19 protein-coding genes are annotated in these 19,093 nt (G+C 35.9%); 5 read left to right on the top strand and 14 right to left on the bottom strand.

Features of this window, described 5'->3' with window-relative positions:
• Window positions 1–32: 32 nt before the first annotated feature.
• Window positions 33–863, bottom strand: coding sequence for a MerR family transcriptional regulator (locus tag ACFTQ7_RS10685; RefSeq protein ID WP_386828618.1), 831 nt, complete (start codon window positions 861–863; stop codon window positions 33–35).
• 176 nt (window positions 864–1,039) lie between these two features.
• Here ACFTQ7_RS10685 and ACFTQ7_RS10680 point away from each other — a divergent pair, with 176 nt between their 5' ends.
• Window positions 1,040–1,507, top strand: coding sequence for a GNAT family N-acetyltransferase (locus ACFTQ7_RS10680; RefSeq protein ID WP_386828616.1), 468 nt, complete (start codon window positions 1,040–1,042; stop codon window positions 1,505–1,507).
• Entirely contained in the window at window positions 1,494–2,849 is a 1,356-nt protein-coding gene (locus ACFTQ7_RS10675; protein WP_386828614.1) for an MATE family efflux transporter, read from the top strand. Before ACFTQ7_RS10680 ends, ACFTQ7_RS10675 begins: the two co-directional genes overlap by 14 nt.
• 108 nt (window positions 2,850–2,957) lie before the next feature.
• Here ACFTQ7_RS10675 and ACFTQ7_RS10670 read toward each other — a convergent pair whose 3' ends face one another.
• From ACFTQ7_RS10670 to ACFTQ7_RS10640, 7 genes are all read right to left on the bottom strand, one after another.
• Window positions 2,958–3,413, bottom strand: coding sequence for a GNAT family N-acetyltransferase (locus tag ACFTQ7_RS10670; protein WP_386828612.1), 456 nt, complete (start codon window positions 3,411–3,413; stop codon window positions 2,958–2,960).
• A 250-nt stretch (window positions 3,414–3,663) separates the two neighbouring features.
• Window positions 3,664–4,203, bottom strand: a complete 540-nt coding sequence (locus ACFTQ7_RS10665) for a GNAT family N-acetyltransferase (protein ID WP_386828610.1) — start codon at window positions 4,201–4,203, stop codon at window positions 3,664–3,666.
• A gap of 126 nt (window positions 4,204–4,329) precedes the next feature.
• Window positions 4,330–4,593, bottom strand: a complete 264-nt coding sequence (locus ACFTQ7_RS10660; RefSeq protein WP_386828608.1) for a CD3324 family protein — start codon at window positions 4,591–4,593, stop codon at window positions 4,330–4,332.
• Window positions 4,594–4,878: 285 nt separating this feature from the next.
• Window positions 4,879–5,925 (bottom strand): AI-2E family transporter, encoded by a 1,047-nt coding sequence (locus ACFTQ7_RS10655; RefSeq protein ID WP_386828605.1) that lies wholly within the window; start codon window positions 5,923–5,925, stop codon window positions 4,879–4,881.
• Between the two features lie 911 nt (window positions 5,926–6,836).
• Window positions 6,837–8,237, bottom strand: coding sequence for an amino acid permease (locus ACFTQ7_RS10650; protein ID WP_386828603.1), 1,401 nt, complete (start codon window positions 8,235–8,237; stop codon window positions 6,837–6,839).
• Between the two features lie 179 nt (window positions 8,238–8,416).
• Window positions 8,417–9,676, bottom strand: a complete 1,260-nt coding sequence (locus tag ACFTQ7_RS10645) for a DUF4179 domain-containing protein (protein WP_386828601.1) — start codon at window positions 9,674–9,676, stop codon at window positions 8,417–8,419.
• Window positions 9,660–10,184, bottom strand: a complete 525-nt coding sequence (locus ACFTQ7_RS10640; RefSeq protein WP_386828822.1) for a sigma-70 family RNA polymerase sigma factor — start codon at window positions 10,182–10,184, stop codon at window positions 9,660–9,662. Before ACFTQ7_RS10640 ends, ACFTQ7_RS10645 begins: the two co-directional genes overlap by 17 nt.
• Window positions 10,185–10,397: 213 nt before the next feature.
• On the opposite strand from ACFTQ7_RS10640, the gene ACFTQ7_RS10635 reads away from it, so the two are divergent.
• Together ACFTQ7_RS10635 and ACFTQ7_RS10630 are read left to right on the top strand one after the other, a co-directional pair.
• Complete coding sequence (locus ACFTQ7_RS10635; RefSeq protein ID WP_349659458.1) at window positions 10,398–11,150, top strand: IclR family transcriptional regulator; 753 nt, start codon at window positions 10,398–10,400, stop codon at window positions 11,148–11,150.
• Window positions 11,151–11,283: 133 nt separating this feature from the next.
• Complete coding sequence (locus ACFTQ7_RS10630) at window positions 11,284–12,219, top strand: aldo/keto reductase (protein ID WP_386828599.1); 936 nt, start codon at window positions 11,284–11,286, stop codon at window positions 12,217–12,219.
• Window positions 12,220–12,274: 55 nt separating this feature from the next.
• Here the strand turns inward: ACFTQ7_RS10630 and ACFTQ7_RS10625 are convergent, their stop codons facing one another.
• The 4 genes from ACFTQ7_RS10625 to ACFTQ7_RS10610 form a co-directional block, all read right to left on the bottom strand.
• On the bottom strand, window positions 12,275–12,883 hold the full coding sequence (locus ACFTQ7_RS10625; protein ID WP_386828597.1) for a flavin reductase family protein: 609 nt from the start codon (window positions 12,881–12,883) through the stop codon (window positions 12,275–12,277).
• A gap of 14 nt (window positions 12,884–12,897) precedes the next feature.
• Entirely contained in the window at window positions 12,898–13,836 is a 939-nt protein-coding gene (locus tag ACFTQ7_RS10620) for a ring-cleaving dioxygenase (protein WP_349659461.1), read from the bottom strand.
• A 273-nt stretch (window positions 13,837–14,109) separates the two neighbouring features.
• Entirely contained in the window at window positions 14,110–14,703 is a 594-nt protein-coding gene (locus ACFTQ7_RS10615; protein WP_386828594.1) for an NADPH-dependent FMN reductase, read from the bottom strand.
• Window positions 14,704–15,068: 365 nt separating this feature from the next.
• Window positions 15,069–15,593 (bottom strand): GNAT family N-acetyltransferase, encoded by a 525-nt coding sequence (locus ACFTQ7_RS10610; RefSeq protein ID WP_386828592.1) that lies wholly within the window; start codon window positions 15,591–15,593, stop codon window positions 15,069–15,071.
• A 440-nt stretch (window positions 15,594–16,033) separates the two neighbouring features.
• Between ACFTQ7_RS10610 and ACFTQ7_RS10605 the strand changes: the two genes are divergently transcribed.
• Entirely contained in the window at window positions 16,034–17,503 is a 1,470-nt protein-coding gene (locus ACFTQ7_RS10605) for a serine hydrolase domain-containing protein (protein WP_386828590.1), read from the top strand.
• A gap of 64 nt (window positions 17,504–17,567) precedes the next feature.
• Here ACFTQ7_RS10605 and ACFTQ7_RS10600 read toward each other — a convergent pair whose 3' ends face one another.
• Both ACFTQ7_RS10600 and ACFTQ7_RS10595 read right to left on the bottom strand, forming a co-directional pair.
• Entirely contained in the window at window positions 17,568–18,152 is a 585-nt protein-coding gene (locus tag ACFTQ7_RS10600; protein WP_386828588.1) for a cupin domain-containing protein, read from the bottom strand.
• Window positions 18,153–18,284: 132 nt separating this feature from the next.
• A complete protein-coding gene (locus ACFTQ7_RS10595) occupies window positions 18,285–18,725 on the bottom strand; it encodes an SRPBCC domain-containing protein (RefSeq protein ID WP_386828586.1) in 441 nt (146 codons plus the stop codon).
• Between the last annotated feature and the right edge of the window lie 368 nt (window positions 18,726–19,093).

The raw sequence follows: 19,093 nt of genomic DNA, 5'->3' as shown, positions 1-19,093 counted from the left end.
CTATTTTTTGTACCTAGAGTGCATACTACTGATCAACAACCCTTTTTAATTTCTATCATAATTTTCGTTACATAATCCTCTTCACGATTTTTAATAACGGCGTCATAAATATATTCCTCATATACGTATTTCCCTAGTTCAAAGCCCCTTTCTCGCATGACCTTAAATAATCGCTCATATGATTCACCCAATGTAGTGGACGTCCCTACATGGTATCCAACAATAAAATCCCCTTCAATCGCTTCGAAATAAGGATGGCCTTCTCGTGGATTCGGTTGCTCTATATACAAGTAACTATAGTTATCATAATTTCCGGCTAATATTTGCTCTCTTCTTGTAATCCCTCCAATGGGATAGCCTGTGTCTAATTGCGAGCGATCTAGTTCATCAATAAAGTCTGAAACAGCCTTCGTAAACTGTTCTTCCGTCGAGTCCTCGATATTTTTGCTTAAATACAACGTTGCCTCTGGCAGATGTTCAATCGTAATGCTATCAAAATCAAGGTGTAAGGCTTCTTTTGTTAAATCGATTTTGACATCAATAATGCTTTCAATCATCTCCAGCTCCCGGCGTTTTTTCGCTACAATTTCCTTTTGCTGATACATTAAGTCTAAAAAATTTTCAGGTGATTTTTCTGCCATATATTTTTGAATATCTTTTAAAGACATGCCGACCGCCTTTAATAGCTCGATCACACTAAAAAATTCATATTGCGCAACAGAATAATAACGGTAGTCTTTACCATCTTTCATAATTGGTGATAATAAGCCAATTTGGTCGTAGTAAATTAACGTTTGTTTATTGACCTTACAAATTTTAGCAAACTCACCAGTTGTAAAATATTTTACATTTTTATTAAACATTTTTAAGTTTCCCTCCTTGACTATATAGTAACTATATACATTAGATTGTAGCTATTCACAATTAATTATGCCACTGCATAATTGAGTCCGGAGTCGGTTTGTGATTGCATAAGGATCCCTTTCCGATTTCCGTGACATCTGCTGAAAGAAATTAAAAATAGAAAGGTTTTGACATTATGTTCACGGAAATTCGTGACATTACAGCTTTAAACAAAGAGGAAGTATTAGCATTACGCATTGCTGATAATCAGCAAGATTTTATTGAAAGTACACAACAATGCTTAGCGGAGGCAAAAACAGATAAACGCTTTATCCCCGTAGGATTATATAAGGAAAATAATGCAGTCGGCTTCGCTATGTATGGCGTGTTCCCAGAAAAGGACAATTCACAACGGGTTTGGTTAGATCGCTATTTCATTGATGAGCGCTACCAACACAAAGGATTGGGAAAATACTTTATACAGCAGCTTATTCAATATTTAGTAGCTAAATACAGCTGTCAAAATATATATTTAAGCGTTTATGACAACAATACAGTAGCTATTCAGTTATATAAAAAGTTTGGCTTCGTCTTTAACGGTGAGCTAGATACTAAAGGAAAAAAGGTGATGGTAAAGGAGGTACATGCTGATGACTACCATTAATCCAATTGAAACAAGGCCACTTAGGCCCTTGTTTTTATCATATTTATTCCCGGCTATGATTGGTATGTTGCTGATGTCAGTCAATATTTTAGTGGATGGTATTTTCGTTAGTCACGGAGTGGGACCAGCCGCTTTAGCAGGAGTAAATATCGCCGTACCAATTTTCTCGATTTTACTATCCATTTCCCTTTGGATTGGTATGGGTGGAGCAACACTATTTTCAATTTCCCTCGGTGAGGGTAATAAAAAACGAGCGCATCAGCTCTTTACATTAGCATTTACAACAATGATCGTTGTCGTCATGACACTGATTCTAATCCTTTTATTAAATTTAAAGGAAATCTCCTATATATTCGGGGCAAGTGACGCTACTTTCCCTTATGTTCAAGAGTATCTACATGTTATTTTGATTTTCGGTGTGTTCTATACAATTGAAAACTTACTAAGTATTTTTATTCGAAATGATGGCAATCCAAAGCTTGCGATGATGGGCTTAGTCACTACATCTGTGTTAAACATTATTTTAAACTACATCTTTATTTTCGTACTCAATTACGGCGTAACTGGCTGTGCCCTAGCTACAGCAATCTCCACAATAATCGGTATGTCGGTGCTATGCCTACACTTCTTCCGAAAGCAATCCGAATTAAAATTTGTCCGTACATTTTTCAGCATATCTGATTTAAAGAAAATATTCGCTATTGGGCTACCAAGCTTTATCGTTGAAGCCTCCGTCGCTGTAATGGTTATTTTATACAATGTTACATTTTTACATTATTTAGGCTCAGACGGCGTTACTGCTTATGCTATGGTTAACTATATTCATACTGTACTGTTAACAGTATTCCTTGGCATCGGTATGGCCCTACAACCACTAGTTAGTTATCACCACGGTGCGAAGTTGATTGACAGATTAACAGCATTATTGAAAATAGGTATTGCCACTGCAATTATTATAGGTTTAACGACTGTCATTATTGCTACGTTATTCCCTTCTCAGCTAATTGCATTATTTGGTGATAGCACATTTGACATTCGCAATATGGCTACACAAGGCTTTGTACATTTTGCAATTGGGTATGTATTCCTTGGAGTGAACATGGTATTTGCAGAATTCTTCCAGTCAATTGAAAAAATACGTCTTGCAACAACCATCATGTTACTTCGTAGTATTCTATTATTTATCCCTGCTCTCGTACTATTGCCTAAACTCCTTGGCCCACAAGCTATTTGGTGGACATTCCCTGTCGCAGAAGGTATTACCGCATTGCTAATTTTTATATTTATGAAGAAAAAAAGGCATACCATTTTTTCAGAAGCAAGTTCCTTAAAGGCACAATAAATGAAGTTAACCCCCTTTCAATCGATAGGGGGTTAGCTTTTTAATGTTTCTCTTTCACTTTAATGAGGACAAATTCAAAAGGGACCTTGAATTGTTCCCTTTTCTTTATTATTCATGTAAATATTTGATGACAGCCATTTCTTTACCAAAGCGATCACCATAATCTTTAAATCCTAAACTTGAATATAAATAATGCGCACCTTTATTTTCTGGGTGGTAACCTACTATAACTTTTTGCGCCTTTGGTAATTTAGCTATTTTTGAAATCATTAGCTTAGTAGCCGCTTTCCCTATACCCTTACCTTGAAAATGCTTATCTATCATAATTCGATAAATCCAATAGCCATCAAGCTCTTCTTTAACAGAATTAAACATTAAAAAACCAACTACTTTCTCTTCAAAATAAATAACGTATGGTTTTAATGTTAGCTCAAACTTTGATTGCACTATTGAAATAGCGTTTGGTTCAATATAATTTCTTTGCTCTTTTGATATCTCTAATAGACAACACTCATACCAATTCTCGGCATTAACTTTTACAATCTTCACTGAATTCTTATTCATATTTTTCCCCTTCCGAAATCAGGGGAAACGCTTTATATCTTTATTAAGTTAGCGTTATCCCCCAGTATTTAAAGATAAAAAAAGTTTTATTCGTCATAATGACCGCCCCCTTTAACAAAGATTTATTTTTATATCACATCACATTTTACTATTTACTGTCACAGTTACCATAATGTGTGGTTAATGTCTGTTCCGACTGAGCGCTTTCCTGGGAACGCTGCGCGCGATACCACTAAAGCAAGGATCAAGACTAATAGCTCTTTTTTAATTCCATATATTCATCACGTAAAATACTCATAATAATTTCATCTGAATACTTACCGTTCATATATAAGGATTGCCTTAAAGTTCCTTCCTTTTTGAAGCCTACCTTTTCGTACGATTTTATTCCCCGAATATTATGGGAATATACTTGTAACTCTAAACGATTAAGCTGAAGCTCCTCGAACGAAAATTGTTGAACAAGCTGAACCGCTTCAGCCCCATATCCCTTACCGCAATCCCCTATCCTATGTAAAGCTATGCGAAATATTGCCTTTTTATCGTCTAAGTCTATTTCCATAATAGCTAAATCACCAACAACTCGGCTATTTTCTACTAAGCAAATAGCAAAATCACAGCGTGTAGAATCTTCGCTAAATCGACTCAAAGCCTCTCTAATCTGATCCTTCGTTAAAATGTTACGTGCACCTGTCATATACATAATCTCTTCATCTTGAAAACACTCGTAGATACTATCTACATCTTCTTCAGTAATTGGTCTTAAAAATACACTTTGCCCTGTAATCATAAATTAACCTCCCCCTTTAACTATATTGAACAAGATCTCTAGCGGAAAGAATATGCCTAGTTCGATTAAGAAACGTACAAGACATACAAAAAGCACTAGCAAATCAGGTGCTAGTGCTTAAACAAATTACTTTGTATATATAATTTTTTTAATCGTTTCTACAGCTAAATGATATTCCTTAGATAATTGTTCAATAGAAGCTCCATTTGTAAACGCTTCTTTTATAGACTTATTCCTATTCTCAATATATTTCTTTGAGCCTGAACGAGCACCCCACTCTAAATACGTGTTTTCTATTTTAGGAATATAAATCGTTTCACCTTGAACATATTTTTGGATTTCTATTAAAAGCTCTTTCGGTAATATAGCTGAAGCCTTCTTATAAGCCATTTATGCCAACCCCTCAATTTTATTTTGAAATGAATAAAATAAGGTAGCAAAGCTAATTTTATAAGAAATACTTCAAGGCAAATATTGAAATCTACCCCATGCAAAGTATTGCCATATCAAAATTAGGCTTTGCATGGGCTGCTTCCGTATCTAGCAACTTAACATAATTACTCACATCTATCCCCCCAAATTGTGTCATAGTTCATTTTATCATATGTATATATTTTCAATTAATAAAACAAAAAGGAATCAGACACACTGATTCCTTTTTGAACGAAACTTTATTCAATTTATTTGTCCACTTGTGCTTCCATTACTTTTTGCCGTATCCTCTGAGGACGTAACGCCCAGAATATCGAGAAGGAACATGAATAATGGAATACCAATAATTAATCCCCATACACCAAAGAAATGCTCTGAGAAGAGAATGACGATGAATGTATAGAAAATTGGAAGATTTGTCTTGGCAGACATCAGCTTTGGATTTAAGAAGTATGCCTCCATAGCATGTAGTACCATAACGATCACCAAAATATAAACAATGTACATTGGTCCACCGATACTATATGCAATTATAGTGAGAGGAATCAAGGACATGATGACCCCTGCAACTGGCACTAATCCTAATATAAAGAGCATAATCCCCAATGCAATTAAATGCGGGAAGCCCATAATGTATAAAGCAATAACAGATAAAACACAGTTGACAGCGGCAATAATGAACTGCGCCTCAATAACTTTACCGAATGAACGAATGAAGATCCTCGAGAAATAATGTAGTTCATCGTATAGATGGCTCATTTTACTATCTTTAAATTTCGCTGTAAAATCTATAATCCGCTTCTTCTCAAGTAAAATAAACAAGCTTAAAATTAGTGCGATGAATATGTGCAAAATAACTTTACCAATATTCGTAAGATTTTTTAGCGTGAGGTCTACACCCTGCTCTAAATATTTACCCAGTTCAATCTTCTCAAAGGTTGGAGCTAAATACCTTGCAATCTCGTTATCATCTGGATCGAGACTAAAACTAGCAATGAGGTCAAAGAGCTGTGTAATTTGTTGGGTTACGACAGGCAAATACTTGTAGATAATTGCAACAATACCTGCGACAAGTAAAAGATAAAGGGTAACTGTCACAGCCTTTTCGTTCATTGGTGTGTATTTTCTAATCATTTTTGTTGTCTTCGTAGTCAGTTGATTCATCAAGTACGTAATAATGAACGTGAGAAGAATAAGATTGATCATACTTCGCATCAAATATAGTGCAATAGCGATCCCAACAAGAATTATAAAACGTTTAAATCCGGGGCTTCGAAAGAAATTACTCATGTATTCACTCCTTCTACAAAACGGCTTCGCTGCCTTTACTGCCTGGGTTTCGCTATCAAATGAACATAAGCAATTAATAAATTGATGTAAAACATTTCGTATCATCCTTATGTATATGCCCCCTTCTTTGGATTATTATTCCCATCATCACTTAGAAAAAGACTTACTTGCATGCCGCTTTATAAGTCTTATAAGAAATAAATAAATCCATGGAGCGAAAAGAATTATATGTCTTATCAAATTGTAAATTAATGATCATACTTTTGTACTTTATTGAAAGCTGTATCAGCGTTATAAGCCTTAATTCTATTATTCTATTATAACCCTTTGAACACCATCATAGCTAATGTAACTACTTTTATGAAGAGAATCAATTATGCTCTGGCATAATTGCGTTCATTCCTATTAATCAAGAACAGATTTTGGTATTGCTCCTTAGTTTCAGTATGATATTCTTATTAAAATTTTAAACTGAAAATAATAGAAAAGATGGATTTTGTGAAAGTTCCATAAACCTCGAAGGATATTCATAACCAATTGCTCCTTATGAACATCAAGTTGCAGTATCGAGTCCCTAAAATATGTGGACAAGATGGGACTGTATCTGAAGAGCCATTAGCTCAAATGGAGTTAGCATAGAAATATCCGGAAGAGTCTTGAAAGTGCATATATGGAACTTCAAGATTTAACGAAGATAGTCTTTTTATTTGTTTGGGGAAATTAATACGGCACAAGAAAAGCAAAAAATTATAAATGGCTTTCTTGGCTATGCCTTCTGCGAAATCGAAGCCTGGGCATATAAGGGAGTTTAACTTATACTATGTTGTGATTCACAAGGATGTGCGCCAGATCTGCATTAAATTTAGTTTTTAAAAAACACCTCTTTAGAACTAAAGAGGTGTTTATCTCATTTATAGATTTTCATTATCAGAGCCCATTTTAGCATGCTTATATCCATAGCCTATGTAAATAACTAAACCTATCGCTAACCAAATCATAAAGCGCACTATAGTAAATAACGGTAGACTAAATATTAATACAATACATCCTCCAACCCCTACAGTTGCTACAAGCCATAACGCAGGTACTTTGAATATACGCGGTTGATCTGGTCGTGTATAACGAAGAACAACGACACTAACTGTTGTTAAAGCAAAAGCAGTTAAACCTCCGATGTTCGCAAATTCTGCTAATTCTCCGATTGATAAAAATCCTGATAAGAGAATACCTGTTCCAACTACAATTATAGTTGATAATACAGGTACTCCTGTTTTTTTATTTGTTTGTGCAATACGTTCTGGCAGGAGCCCATCACGACTCATTGCAAACAACACGCGCGTCGCACTAGTTGTATTTGCAATCATCGTAGCAAGCAATCCAAAAATAACCGATACTGCGATGATAGCACCTCCCCATTGAATACCAACAGATTGTAGTGCATACACTGTAGGATTTGGAACATCCAATTCAGGGAATGGTACGATACCTGTTAATACTAGCGCAACTAATGCATAAATAAGCGTTAATACACTCAGACCACCAATTAAAGCTTTTGGTATTGTTTTTTGTGGATTTTTTACTTCTTCCATAACAGTTGTTACACCATCAAATCCAGTAAAGGCAAAGAACACTAACGCCGCTCCCGCCATTACACCTGACCAGCCAAACGGTGTAAATGGTGTCCAGTTTATAGGGTTAACGTGAAAAGCCCCGATAGCAAGGAATAAAACAATCGCGCCGACTTTTGCCATTGTAAATAACATATTTGATCGACCAACATTTTTAATCCCGCTCATAGCAATCCAAGCTACAATAAGCCAACCAACCACAGCTGGTAGATTGACCACCCCACCATGAGCAATATCTTTTGTTAAGGCTCCCGGTAAGTGGATACCGACAGATTGTAAAAATGAATCGACGTAGCCACTCCAACCAACTGCGACCGTGCTAGAAATAACGATGAATTCCAGTAATAAGTCCCAACCGATCATCCAGGCAATAATTTCTCCTAGCGCTATATAAGAATAGGTATAAGCGCTACCTGCAACGGGCGCCATCGCAGCGAATTCGACATAGGCTAATCCAACTGCAATTGTTACAAGACCCCCAATTAAAAAAGAAACAACGACACCTGGGCCTGCATGAAGAGCAGCTGTAGTTCCTGGTAGTACAAAAATTCCAGCTCCTATTGTAGCCCCTAGTACATACAGCAGTAACTGCAACGACCCTAATTCACGCTTTAGTTTAAAACGTTCAACTTCAGTTATTTTATTGGCTTGCTCAATTGACTTCCTTCGAAAAAAATTCGCCATAATAACCACTCCATTTCCAATAAACAGCTAACAAATATCATTTTTATGCATTTTTACTAATAATCAGTATATTATATATATTTTTAAATCGAGTCAACAATTAGATTATTATAACAATTTATCTTTTACTAGAGAATGAGGTTGATCGACACATTCTTTTATATCAAACTTTTGTAATACTATTTTACTGGAATTGTGACGTTAGCAGATGTCTCAACTTCCATATACGGTGTCTCTAAAATATGAATAATTGGTTTTCCCACATTCGTCTGATAGGATACTAGAAATTTATTTGGTCCAATTGCATGAGCATACTCTATGATTAGGCTTTCACCCGATTCCGACTTAACATCAAGAGATATTAGATTATTATTATAAGGGAAATCACTATCGACATAGAAAGACAGCGTAGCTTTCTGACCCTTATTTGTCACTTCTGTGATAACAAGATCCCCCATCTCACCTTGTGAAATTCGTTGCGGTAATGTATCAGCAAGTGGGACAATTAAATCTTTACGTTCCATATCAAACGAGGAGAAATAATAAGCTATCTTTATATCAGTAATATTTTTATTTAAAGGTTCTGTTAAGTACGTATAAGTTGTACTTTTGTCACCCCCACTTCCTGATTGGTGCAATACTTTCAGTGGAGCTCCGTTTTGGTCCATTATAGTAGCATTTAAAACCCCAGCCTCTTCGGAGAACAATTTATCCGAGGTAGCATCAAATTTCACCTTTATCTTTGTCGATGTTGCTGAAGCCTCCACACTTTCTACATCAAATGAGATGCCATTAACTTTCCCTGATTGACCAGCTACTAATTTATGACTATCATTTTTTACTTTTTTTATAGGTGTAGAGAATACCCATTCCCCTTTTGTTGATCCTACTTGTAAAAATTTTAACGTTAAATCAAATTCATCGGGTAATTCTTCGTCGATAGGAAATTCCCATAAACCGCGAAATCCATCCTGATCTTCTAAAACCCGTAAACTTTCACCTGTATTGAGTTCTCTCCCATTAACATACAAAAAGCCTGGTGCGATATCCATATATTTTGGCATTGAAAAAATCACATTCAAACGTGCGCCATCATATACGATCTCCTCTACTGTAATGGCTATACCGTTACTAGTTACCGTTTTATTTAACTTCACCTTATTGTCATCAGAAAGCGCCGTTTGTAGCCCTTCATCCTGTTCTACGATATTATACATAAAGCCAATAAGCGGCATATCTGCTAGCACATTTGCCATTTGAGGAGAGATAAAACCAGAACCTAAAATCAAAACTACACTTGCTACAACAGAAACAATTGCAGTTCTCCAACCTTTTTTGCTTTTTTTCATTTCTGAGCGCATTCCTTTTTCAATAGCTTGATCAAGTTTCTCTAATGGTACGTCAATGTTATTTATAGCTTCTTTAATATTGCTCTCCATAAAGTTCACCCTCCTTGTTTAAAATTTTTTTTAGCTGCTGAATGCCTCTATGCACATTTGTTTTGACTGTCCCCTCTGGACAACCTAATAAATCTGCAATTTCTTTTATTTGCAAATCTCGATAGTATCTCAATAAGATAACGGTTTTATATTTTTCCTCTAATTGTTCAATGGCTTGCAATAAATCTAGCTTTTCATCGTTAGTTAAACTTTGCTCGTGCTCCGGCTGTTGTTCAAGCAACGGAACAATCTTTTCATTTTTTCGTAGCATCTCTAATGCTGTATTAATTAAAATTCTCATTAGCCAAGTGGCAAAATACTGCTCTTCTTTCACTGTATGGATATTGGCATACGCCCTTGTTATTGTCTCCTGCACTACATCTAATGCATCGTTTTCATTTTTCATATAAATATAGGCCATCTTATATAGCTTTAATTTTTCTTCCTGTAACAGCTCTATAAACGTTTGGTCATTCCCCTTTTTCGCCTTTGACAATAATGACTTCACTTTCAATTTTTTCACCAACCTTTCGTGTTTCTATATGTTAGATGTTGTAAATATGTAAATCGTTTCAATAAAATAAAAAACATGGGCACAAAAATTCTCCTCTAGTAAGCATATCTAAAGGAGGATTAAGATAACTGCAGTCATTTCCCAACCTAGTAAATCAATAGTAAAGATGATATTGTACAAGCTATCTAGAAGCAAGGAGAGGACAAAATGGATTCCTATGAAGTATCAACATTAAAAAAGGGCCTTTTGATTTTAGATATATTACGTCAGAAGCATTCTCTTACATTAACTGAAATTATGGAAGAATTATCAATGAATAAGACGTCTGTTTTTCGCATGCTTTATACGCTAGAAAAAATGAATTATGTTCTTAAATATAATAAGTATTATCAATTAAATCCTCATATTTTTAGGGATGAGCACTTATATTGGCACAAAGATATCCAATGGGCGTCTCTCGTAGCGCCATACCAATTAGCCCGCCAAGAAGAAATAACTACTTATATTGGTATTTTGGAAGATTGCGAGATGGTAATAAAAAATGTGATTAGTGAGCCTTTTGAACAGCCTGCTTTTCATGCGATTGATACTCGGACACCTATGCATTCAAGCGCTCTAGGAAAAGTAGTATTAGCTCATCTGTCACCTAAAAAACAACAGGAACTATTAAATAGTATTGAACTTAACACCTTTACAACAAAAACCTTCTATGATTATGGTCTTTTGATTCCTCATTTACAGGTCATTAAAACTCAAGGATATGCTGTTGATAATGAAGAAACGAATGAAGGTAAATGTTGTATCGCCGTTCCCATTTATGTGAATGAAGAAGTCATCGGGGCAATTGCTTTCCACGGTTCAACGAATCAAATTAAGAAGACTGCCATTCGGTCGTATGCAAAAAAGTTAAGCGATGCAAGTCTGCAATTGACCGAAGAAATTCATTATCTTTTAGCATAATGTTAAGACCTTTAGTTGGTCATTTTTGCAATTAAAATGCACTTGTTTCTATATATGAAACGACAACGATGCATATTGGTTAAATATTCTTTTTTACTCTATTCTGATTACAGAACAACGAGGAGGTAGGACTATGAAACTTCATACTTTGAAAAAAACAAATATCAAGATTTCCGAAATTGGTCTTGGGACGAATGCTGTAGGTGGGCATAACTTATTTGAAAACTTAAATGAACAAGATGGGAAGGAACTAGTTTCAGCTGCACTTGACTTAGGGATAACTTTTATTGATACAGCAGACATTTACGGAAAAGGGCGTTCAGAAGAACTTGTTGGCGAAGTATTAAAAAATCACTCTAGGGATGAGTTCGTTTTAGCAACAAAAGGAGGTAGACATTGGTTTGAGGATGGTTCAGTAAAAACAGATAATCATCCGCAATATCTACGTGGGGCATTTGAAAATAGTTTGAAACGGCTACAAATGGATTACGTAGATCTATACTACCTACACTTCCCGGATAACGAAACTCCTCTTGCGGAGTCGATTGGTGAATTGTCACGTTTAAAAGAAGAAGGAAAGATCCGAGCAATAGGCATTTCAAACGTAACATTAGAACAGCTTATAGAAGCAAATGTGCATAATGATATTTCTGTCCTACAATCTCCTTACAATATGTTAAATCGTTCAGGAGAGCAGGATTTATTGCCATACTGTATAAAAAATGAAATTTCATTTATTCCTTACGGTCCACTTGCATATGGCCTACTTGGCGGAAAGTATACAAAAGACTTTAAGCTAGGTAAAGGTGACTGGCGAACTTCAGACCCTTTATTCCAAGGCGAATTATTTGAACAAACATTAGTAAAAGTAGAAGCATTAAAAGGAATTGCAGAGGAAAAGCAAACGACATTACCAAATTTAGCACTTGCTTGGTTATTAGTTCAAGATGGCGTTGATGCAGTTATCCCAGGCGGGAAACATAAAAAACAAGTGGCTAACAATGTGAAAGCAACGGATGTCCTATTAACAAACGAAGATTTAGTGAATATAGAGCGTATTTTAAAATAATTTTAGAACGAAAAAATGCGAAAATGCTGTTATACCAACATTTTCGCATTTTATTTTAATCAGGACGTTCTATCTCAAATATATCTCCAATTTTTGCGTAATTTAAGCCGGCAAGTCTGCTAACTGCTTTTAGTTTTCTTGGATCAATTCTTCCTTCATTATAAATGGTCTCATCTATATGAAATTTTACGACTTCACCAATAAACAAATCACCTGTCTGTTCGTCTCCATTCATTAAAGGGATCGACTGTACTAAACGACATTCCATTCGAACTTTCGCCTCTTGAATACCTGGTATAGATATCAATTGGCTATCGATTAATGTAAATTGCGCTCGATCAATCTCACTTTCAGTCACAGGTAAGGACGCGGCTGTTTCATTCACCTGCTTAACATTATCCTCATCTACAATATGCACAACAAATTGTTGCTGATGATGAATATGGCGAGCAGTATCTTTTAAGCGCCCATTTGGTCTTTGAACAGCTAGAGAAATCATCGGCGGATTGGAAGACACGATATTAAAAAAACTAAAAGGCGCGCCATTGATGACCCCTTGCTCTGACTTCGTCGTAACAAAGGCAATAGGTCTCGGAATAATACTGCCAATCAATAACTTATAATTCTCGCGCTCTGTATTTTTCTTAGGATCAATTGAAATCAAACGTCCCATCTCCTTTAATCAAGTGCACGCACTTCGATTGGAATTAATGTTCTTTCCAATTGTTCACGATGCTGTTCGTATTGAGATGGTAACATTAATTGGCTACCCATTGTCTCAGGTGTCTCATCATGAGCGAATCCTGGTGGATCTGTCGCAATTTCAAATAAAATCTCACCGGGTTCACGGAAATAAATCGCATTAAAATAATTACGATCTTTCACTTCGGTTACATGTTGTCCATGATTCATTACGTGCTCTTGCCATTCTAGGTGATCCACATTATCCTGTGCTCTCCAGGCAATATGATGAACTGTTCCAACACCCATTTGACCGCGCATACCAGGAACAACTTTTAAATCCACTGTATTGCCAATATCTGCGCTGGATTTGTAACGAGTATACTCGCCTTCTGTTGCTACTTTTTCAAGACCCATAACTTCAGTTAATACTTTTGCTGTCTCTTCTGGGTGACTTGAATACAGTGTTGCACCGCCAAATCCTTTAATGGCAACCTCAGGAGTTACTTCACCAAATGTCCATTCATTCAATTCGCCTTCTGCACGTGCCACTAATTCAATATGAAGTCCGTGTGGATCATCAAATTGTAATACTTGTTCACCAAAGCGTTCAGCTTTTTGGAATGGAATAGTGAATTTCGCAAGACGATTAACCCAAAATGGTAGTGCTCCTTCTGGTACAACATAAGTAGTTACACCAACTTGGCCATCACCAATACGTCCTTGATAAGCATTTGCCCATGGAAAGAATGTAATAATTGTACCAGGTTTACCACCTTTGTTACCGAAGTAAAGATGGTATGTGCCAGGATCATCGAAGTTTACTGTTTGTTTAACTAAACGCAAGCCTAGTACACCGGCATAAAAATCAATATTTTCTTGTGGATGCCCTACAATAGCTGTGATATGGTGAATACCCGCAGTATGTTTTTTCATGTTAACAAGCCCCTTCATGACTAAATGTATTTTCTCACCTATACTTTACCCAATACCGTTCTACCTCAATCTTTGAACAAAAATCAATTATGCCTTGGCATAATTGCGTCTGGAATCGGCTTTGTGCTTGCACAAAGAACTCCTTTCCGATTCCATGACATCCGCCGGAGGCTTTAACTTCTTTCAGCGGGCGTTTGGACACCCGCTGAAAAACAGCTTATATTTGCATTCATTTCACCACCTATAGAGGTGGGAGACTTCTGCTGAAAGAAGTTAACGAATTGTATATAAAGCTTTTGACCAAGGAATTAATTGATCTAACATTTGGTTAACAGAATCTGTTTGCACTTCTTTTGGTTTAAAATCAGTACCATTTTCAAAGTCTGTGAATAGTGACAATGCTGGGTGTACACGTACATCTGCAATTAAAAGTTCACCCATAATACCACGTAAATGTTCAGCTGCTCGTGCACCACCTACAGAGCCATAAGAAACAATACCTGCAGCTTTGTTGTTCCATTCTTCACGTAAATAATCTAGTGCATTTTTTAGAGCACCTGTAATAGAGTGATTGTACTCTTGTACGATGAATACAAATCCATCTTGTTTTGCAATAATTTCTGACCAAGCTTGAGCACCTGAAGCATCTTGCCCTGGCTCACCTAGTAAAGGTAATTTGTAATCTGCAATATCAATAACTGTATAATTAGCATCTCCTCGTTGATCTGCGATTTCTTTTACCCATTGTGCTACTTGCGGACTTACACGACCTTCACGTGTTGATCCGATAATAATTCCGATATTTAATTCTGCCATTGTTTTTTCCTCCTCTTTTTTTGAAGCAAATAATTTATTTAAAAAACCCATTATGATTACCTCCTTATGCTGTAAAACGTTAAATTTTACTTTTTACACGGATTAAAAGGTTCGAATTCGTTTATCTTGAATTAAGTTATCTTGAATTCGAGATAATAATAACACGATAGTTTAATTTACGTCAACATGTTTGTATATAAAAAAAGCTAAGGAATAAATCTAGAATAATGCGTATCAATAAGCAAAGGTTGATTTTCACTCCGAGTTGGCGCTTTCCGCCCAAGCTCATCCCGCAGGAGTCGCCACTCTCCGTGAAAAATCAACAGCTCCTCACGAATAGACAAGCTGACCTAAAATAGTAATATAGCTATAATTAACATGATAAGAATATCATCCTTTTCAACCTATACTTTATTTTAAAAAGGTACATCATCCATCTTAATAGGAGTTGTTCTACCTAAAATCCAATCATCTTTTATTGCACCATATAGGATACTATCAGTTATAGTCCCGTCTGCATTTTCCCAGGCATTTCTTAAATAGCCCTCTTTCACAAAGCCAGCTTTCGTAAAGCATTTTCTCATACTGATATTATCGACTCTCGTATATCCTTCGATACGAATCTTACCTTTTTCTCCAAACAGATAGTCTTGTAACCAAAGGAGTGTTTTTACTCCGTATCCTTTTCCTCTATAACGTGTACTTAAACGGATATCGAATAAAGGGATTGTATCTCTTATGTCATGAATTATAATAATCCCGACCTTTTCTTCATTATCAATGATCCAATACGTCTCGCGATCGCTGTAATAGTATCCTTCTGCATACCCTTTTCGAACGGATTCCTCTTTCACATTTTGTTCAGTATGATAAATCCACTTGTTTTGAGTTAATAACTCCACTAAATCTTCAATTTCATCTTCGAATAGTTTATATTCCATTCATACCATCCTCCAATGAATAAAATAGGGCTCATTTCTATAACGTGGGGGTAGATTAAGTAATGTACAATGATACGTTGCTTTTAAATTCTATGTTTTTCGAATAGTATTCACAACAAATATCATATACTTTAAAGAAGTGTATTTTTTTGGTTACTCACCAAAAGACAGGGACGACATTTGTTAAAATGTTTATCATGTATATAAGTTGATTGGAGTGGAGACTGGGCGACTCCTCGGGGATCAGCGTCACAGATGAGACCCTGGAGCGCAGCGAAACGGCTCATCGGACGCCCCCAGGAAAGCGCCCAGTCGGAACGGAAATCAACCACACGCTTTGGTGATGGGCTATATTTTTGTTAAATTTACTTCATGGATTAAAGTTCATGACTATGAAATTATGAAGGGAAAACTTATAAAGGAAATAGGTGAAAACGACATTGAAAACAACCCCCATATATAAAGCTATATTAGTATGTTTATTATTAATTCCGTTTAATCTATTTCTATCAGTCTCACAAATCTCCGCCGCAGAACAAGACATGAAAAGTACTATAGATAATTATGTTGAAAATTTTTTAGAAGAGCAGCGAATTCCAGGGGCATCTATTGCTATTGTTCATAAAAATAATATCTTTTACTCCAAATCATGGGGCGTAACAGGAGAATCCGAAGAAAAAATAACTGCTGAAACTCCATTTGTAACCGGCTCTATTAGTAAGTCGTTAACTGGCTTAGCCTTCATGAGATTGGTTGATGCAGGCACCATTCAATTAGATGATCCCGTTCAAAAGTATATGCCCTGGTTTACACTTAAAGATAAAAAGGCCGCTTCCCAAATAACGATTAAACATTTGCTTACCCAAACAAGTGGGATAAGCACTTATTCTGGCTTATCTATATCGGACAAAGAATCTAATGATTTGAGTGCTATAAAGGAAAATGTAGAAAGTTTATCGAATGTTAAACTGACTGCTGCACCTGGAGAAAAGCATCAGTATAGTAATGCTAACTTTTCTATTCTTGGCGCTCTCATCGAAGAAGTGACTAATCAAACATTTTCTGAATATATGGAGGAACAAGTTTTTTCTCCATTAGGGATGAAAAATGCAGCCGCTAATAGTAGCATGGCCTATGAAAATGGATACTTATCTGGTTATCAATCATGGCTTGGTCACCCTGTCAAAAGTGCAGTCACCTATGATAATGGAGGTGCACCGTATGGATATATAACGGCAAGTGCAACAGACATGGTGCAGTATATTAGACTTCTTAGTCAACATAAGCAAAACAATTTTTTAAGTAAAAATGCGATGAACCTATATATATCACCGTTTGTTCGAACTAGTAAATCTCGATATTACGGCCTTGGTGTACGAATCTCCTATCCTGAATCTAAAGAAGAAATGATATGGCATTCTGGTTCAAATCCTGACGCACGCTCAGAAGTATTTTATCTACCAGAAACCGATTGGGGCGGTGTGATTCTCACTAACAAAAGTCATATATTAGAGGAAAAGTCCCTTCTTTACTTAAAACAAGGGATTATCAATATTTTAAATGGGAAAGAGCCTGTTGACGCACCTAAATATAAACCCACATTACAAATCATAGCAATTGCTATAATCTGTTTACTTTTTGTGATGTTTCTGTATCTTTTAATAAAGGTTAAAGCTAAAAAAGTGAATAAAAGAGGCGTGGTGGGTATATTCGGTTTCATACTTTTAGTTTTAGCCATGATTTCAATTCCATTATTAAGCTATAGTATAGAAACACCTTGGCATACGATTAGATATTTTGCTCCTGATATTGCATTTTTGACTATAATGATGGTTACTCTTTTAACTTTGAACGGCTTATTTTCTATATATATTTCATTTAAACGACGACAAAAAAGACAACTTCTTTAAATAGGAGTTGTCTTTTGTAGTTATACTTGTATGATCGAGGAAAAAGCTACCTATCTAAAATTGATTATTCATCGCCATGTCCATATCCTGCTTCCGAGGCCTCAGCATCTGCTTTCGTAACATGTACCGTACCAAACGGATGGTTAGGAGGAGCGTATATCGAATAAAGCTTTAGTGGCACATTCCCTGTATTTGTGAGGTTATGCCATGTTCCAGCAGGTACTACTATGGCATAATTTTCATGTACCCTTCTTTCGTAGTTTAAATTGCTTTTACTAGGGCCCATTTGAGCAAGTCCCTCACCCTGTTCAATATATAAAAATTGCTCAACATTTGGGTGTACTTCCAAACCAATATTATCACCAACATTAATACTCATTAAAGTAATCTGTAAGTTCTCTCCCGTCCACAAAGCCGTACGATACGTATCGTTTTGCTTTGTCGCATTTTCAAGATCGATGACAAGTGGCTGAGCTCCATAATCTTTAAATTCAATACTTCCACCATTGGAAAAACGAGAAGGTTCAGCGCTGTTCGCATACCCTACCTGATAAGGAGGTGTCCAATAAACTAGGTGATCTCCATAGTTATACATAGGCATGTTTCCGTAATAAGGAATGTAGTACATTTTCTCAATCCCCTCACACATTATAAGAACATCCTATGCAACTTGCTAAGGAAATGTACTCCATTTAACATTATCGTTAGACATAACACTTTGAACTACTGATAGCTTTAAGGAGTCCACTTGTTTTCAACGGGTCTATACATCAAAATTCTCTTAATGAATTAACGATGCTCTTAAAGTAGTTATTCCGTTTTCTAAATAGCCCTTTAAGCAAGTTAATGTATACACCCAGCCTTCTTTTTGTTCCATCATTTTTGCTATTACGTCCGGGTTTTCTTCCTTAAGTCCTGATTCAACTACTTTAATAACTGTATTTGAATCCTCCCCCGCAAGTGTAATTGTAACCCTCGTTCCGTTCCCCTGTTCTTCTCCCCAAGTAAACGCAATAGTCCTATTTATCTCGATATCAAGCACAGTAATAACAACCTCTGCTTTATACTCATCATATTTTAAAGTAAGCTTTTTTCCCTTTTCCCATCTCTCTGAACTACTTGAGAACCAAAAGCCCCCGATTTTATCTGGAGATACAATAGCTTCAAATACTTCACTTGCAGGCTTATGGATTTTTAATTTGGTAATTACGTCAGTATTCATTATTAATCATCATCCTTTTATCAATTATGCTCGGCACAAAAACATTTGCTGAAAGTAGTTAAACTCTTTCTAAAATTCCCCCATTTCCTTCTTTACTATTCCCACACAGTTCTTAATTCACCATTTGTAAGGTTATATTTTGAAAATGTAGTGTAAAGAAAGTAAGATTCTCCAAAATGAAGAAAAGCACTTCGAGAGGTATGTTTAATACTAGCCTTGTAAACAATCTCTCCAATTCGATATTTCCCCTGATAAAGGACATACTATCAATTATAGATTTATCAAAAATGAACATTCCAAAAAGTATATAATTTGACTAGAACTTGATATAGTATGTATTTAGGAATAATCAATTTGTTTGGTGGTGT

It is taken from the genome of Lysinibacillus sp. NPDC056959, assembly GCF_042674095.1.
In the GTDB taxonomy this organism is placed as follows: Bacteria; Bacillota; Bacilli; order Bacillales_A; family Planococcaceae; genus Lysinibacillus; species Lysinibacillus zambalensis.
The sequence above is the reverse complement of the archived record's forward strand: the minus strand, read 5'-3'. Positions and strand labels throughout refer to the sequence as shown.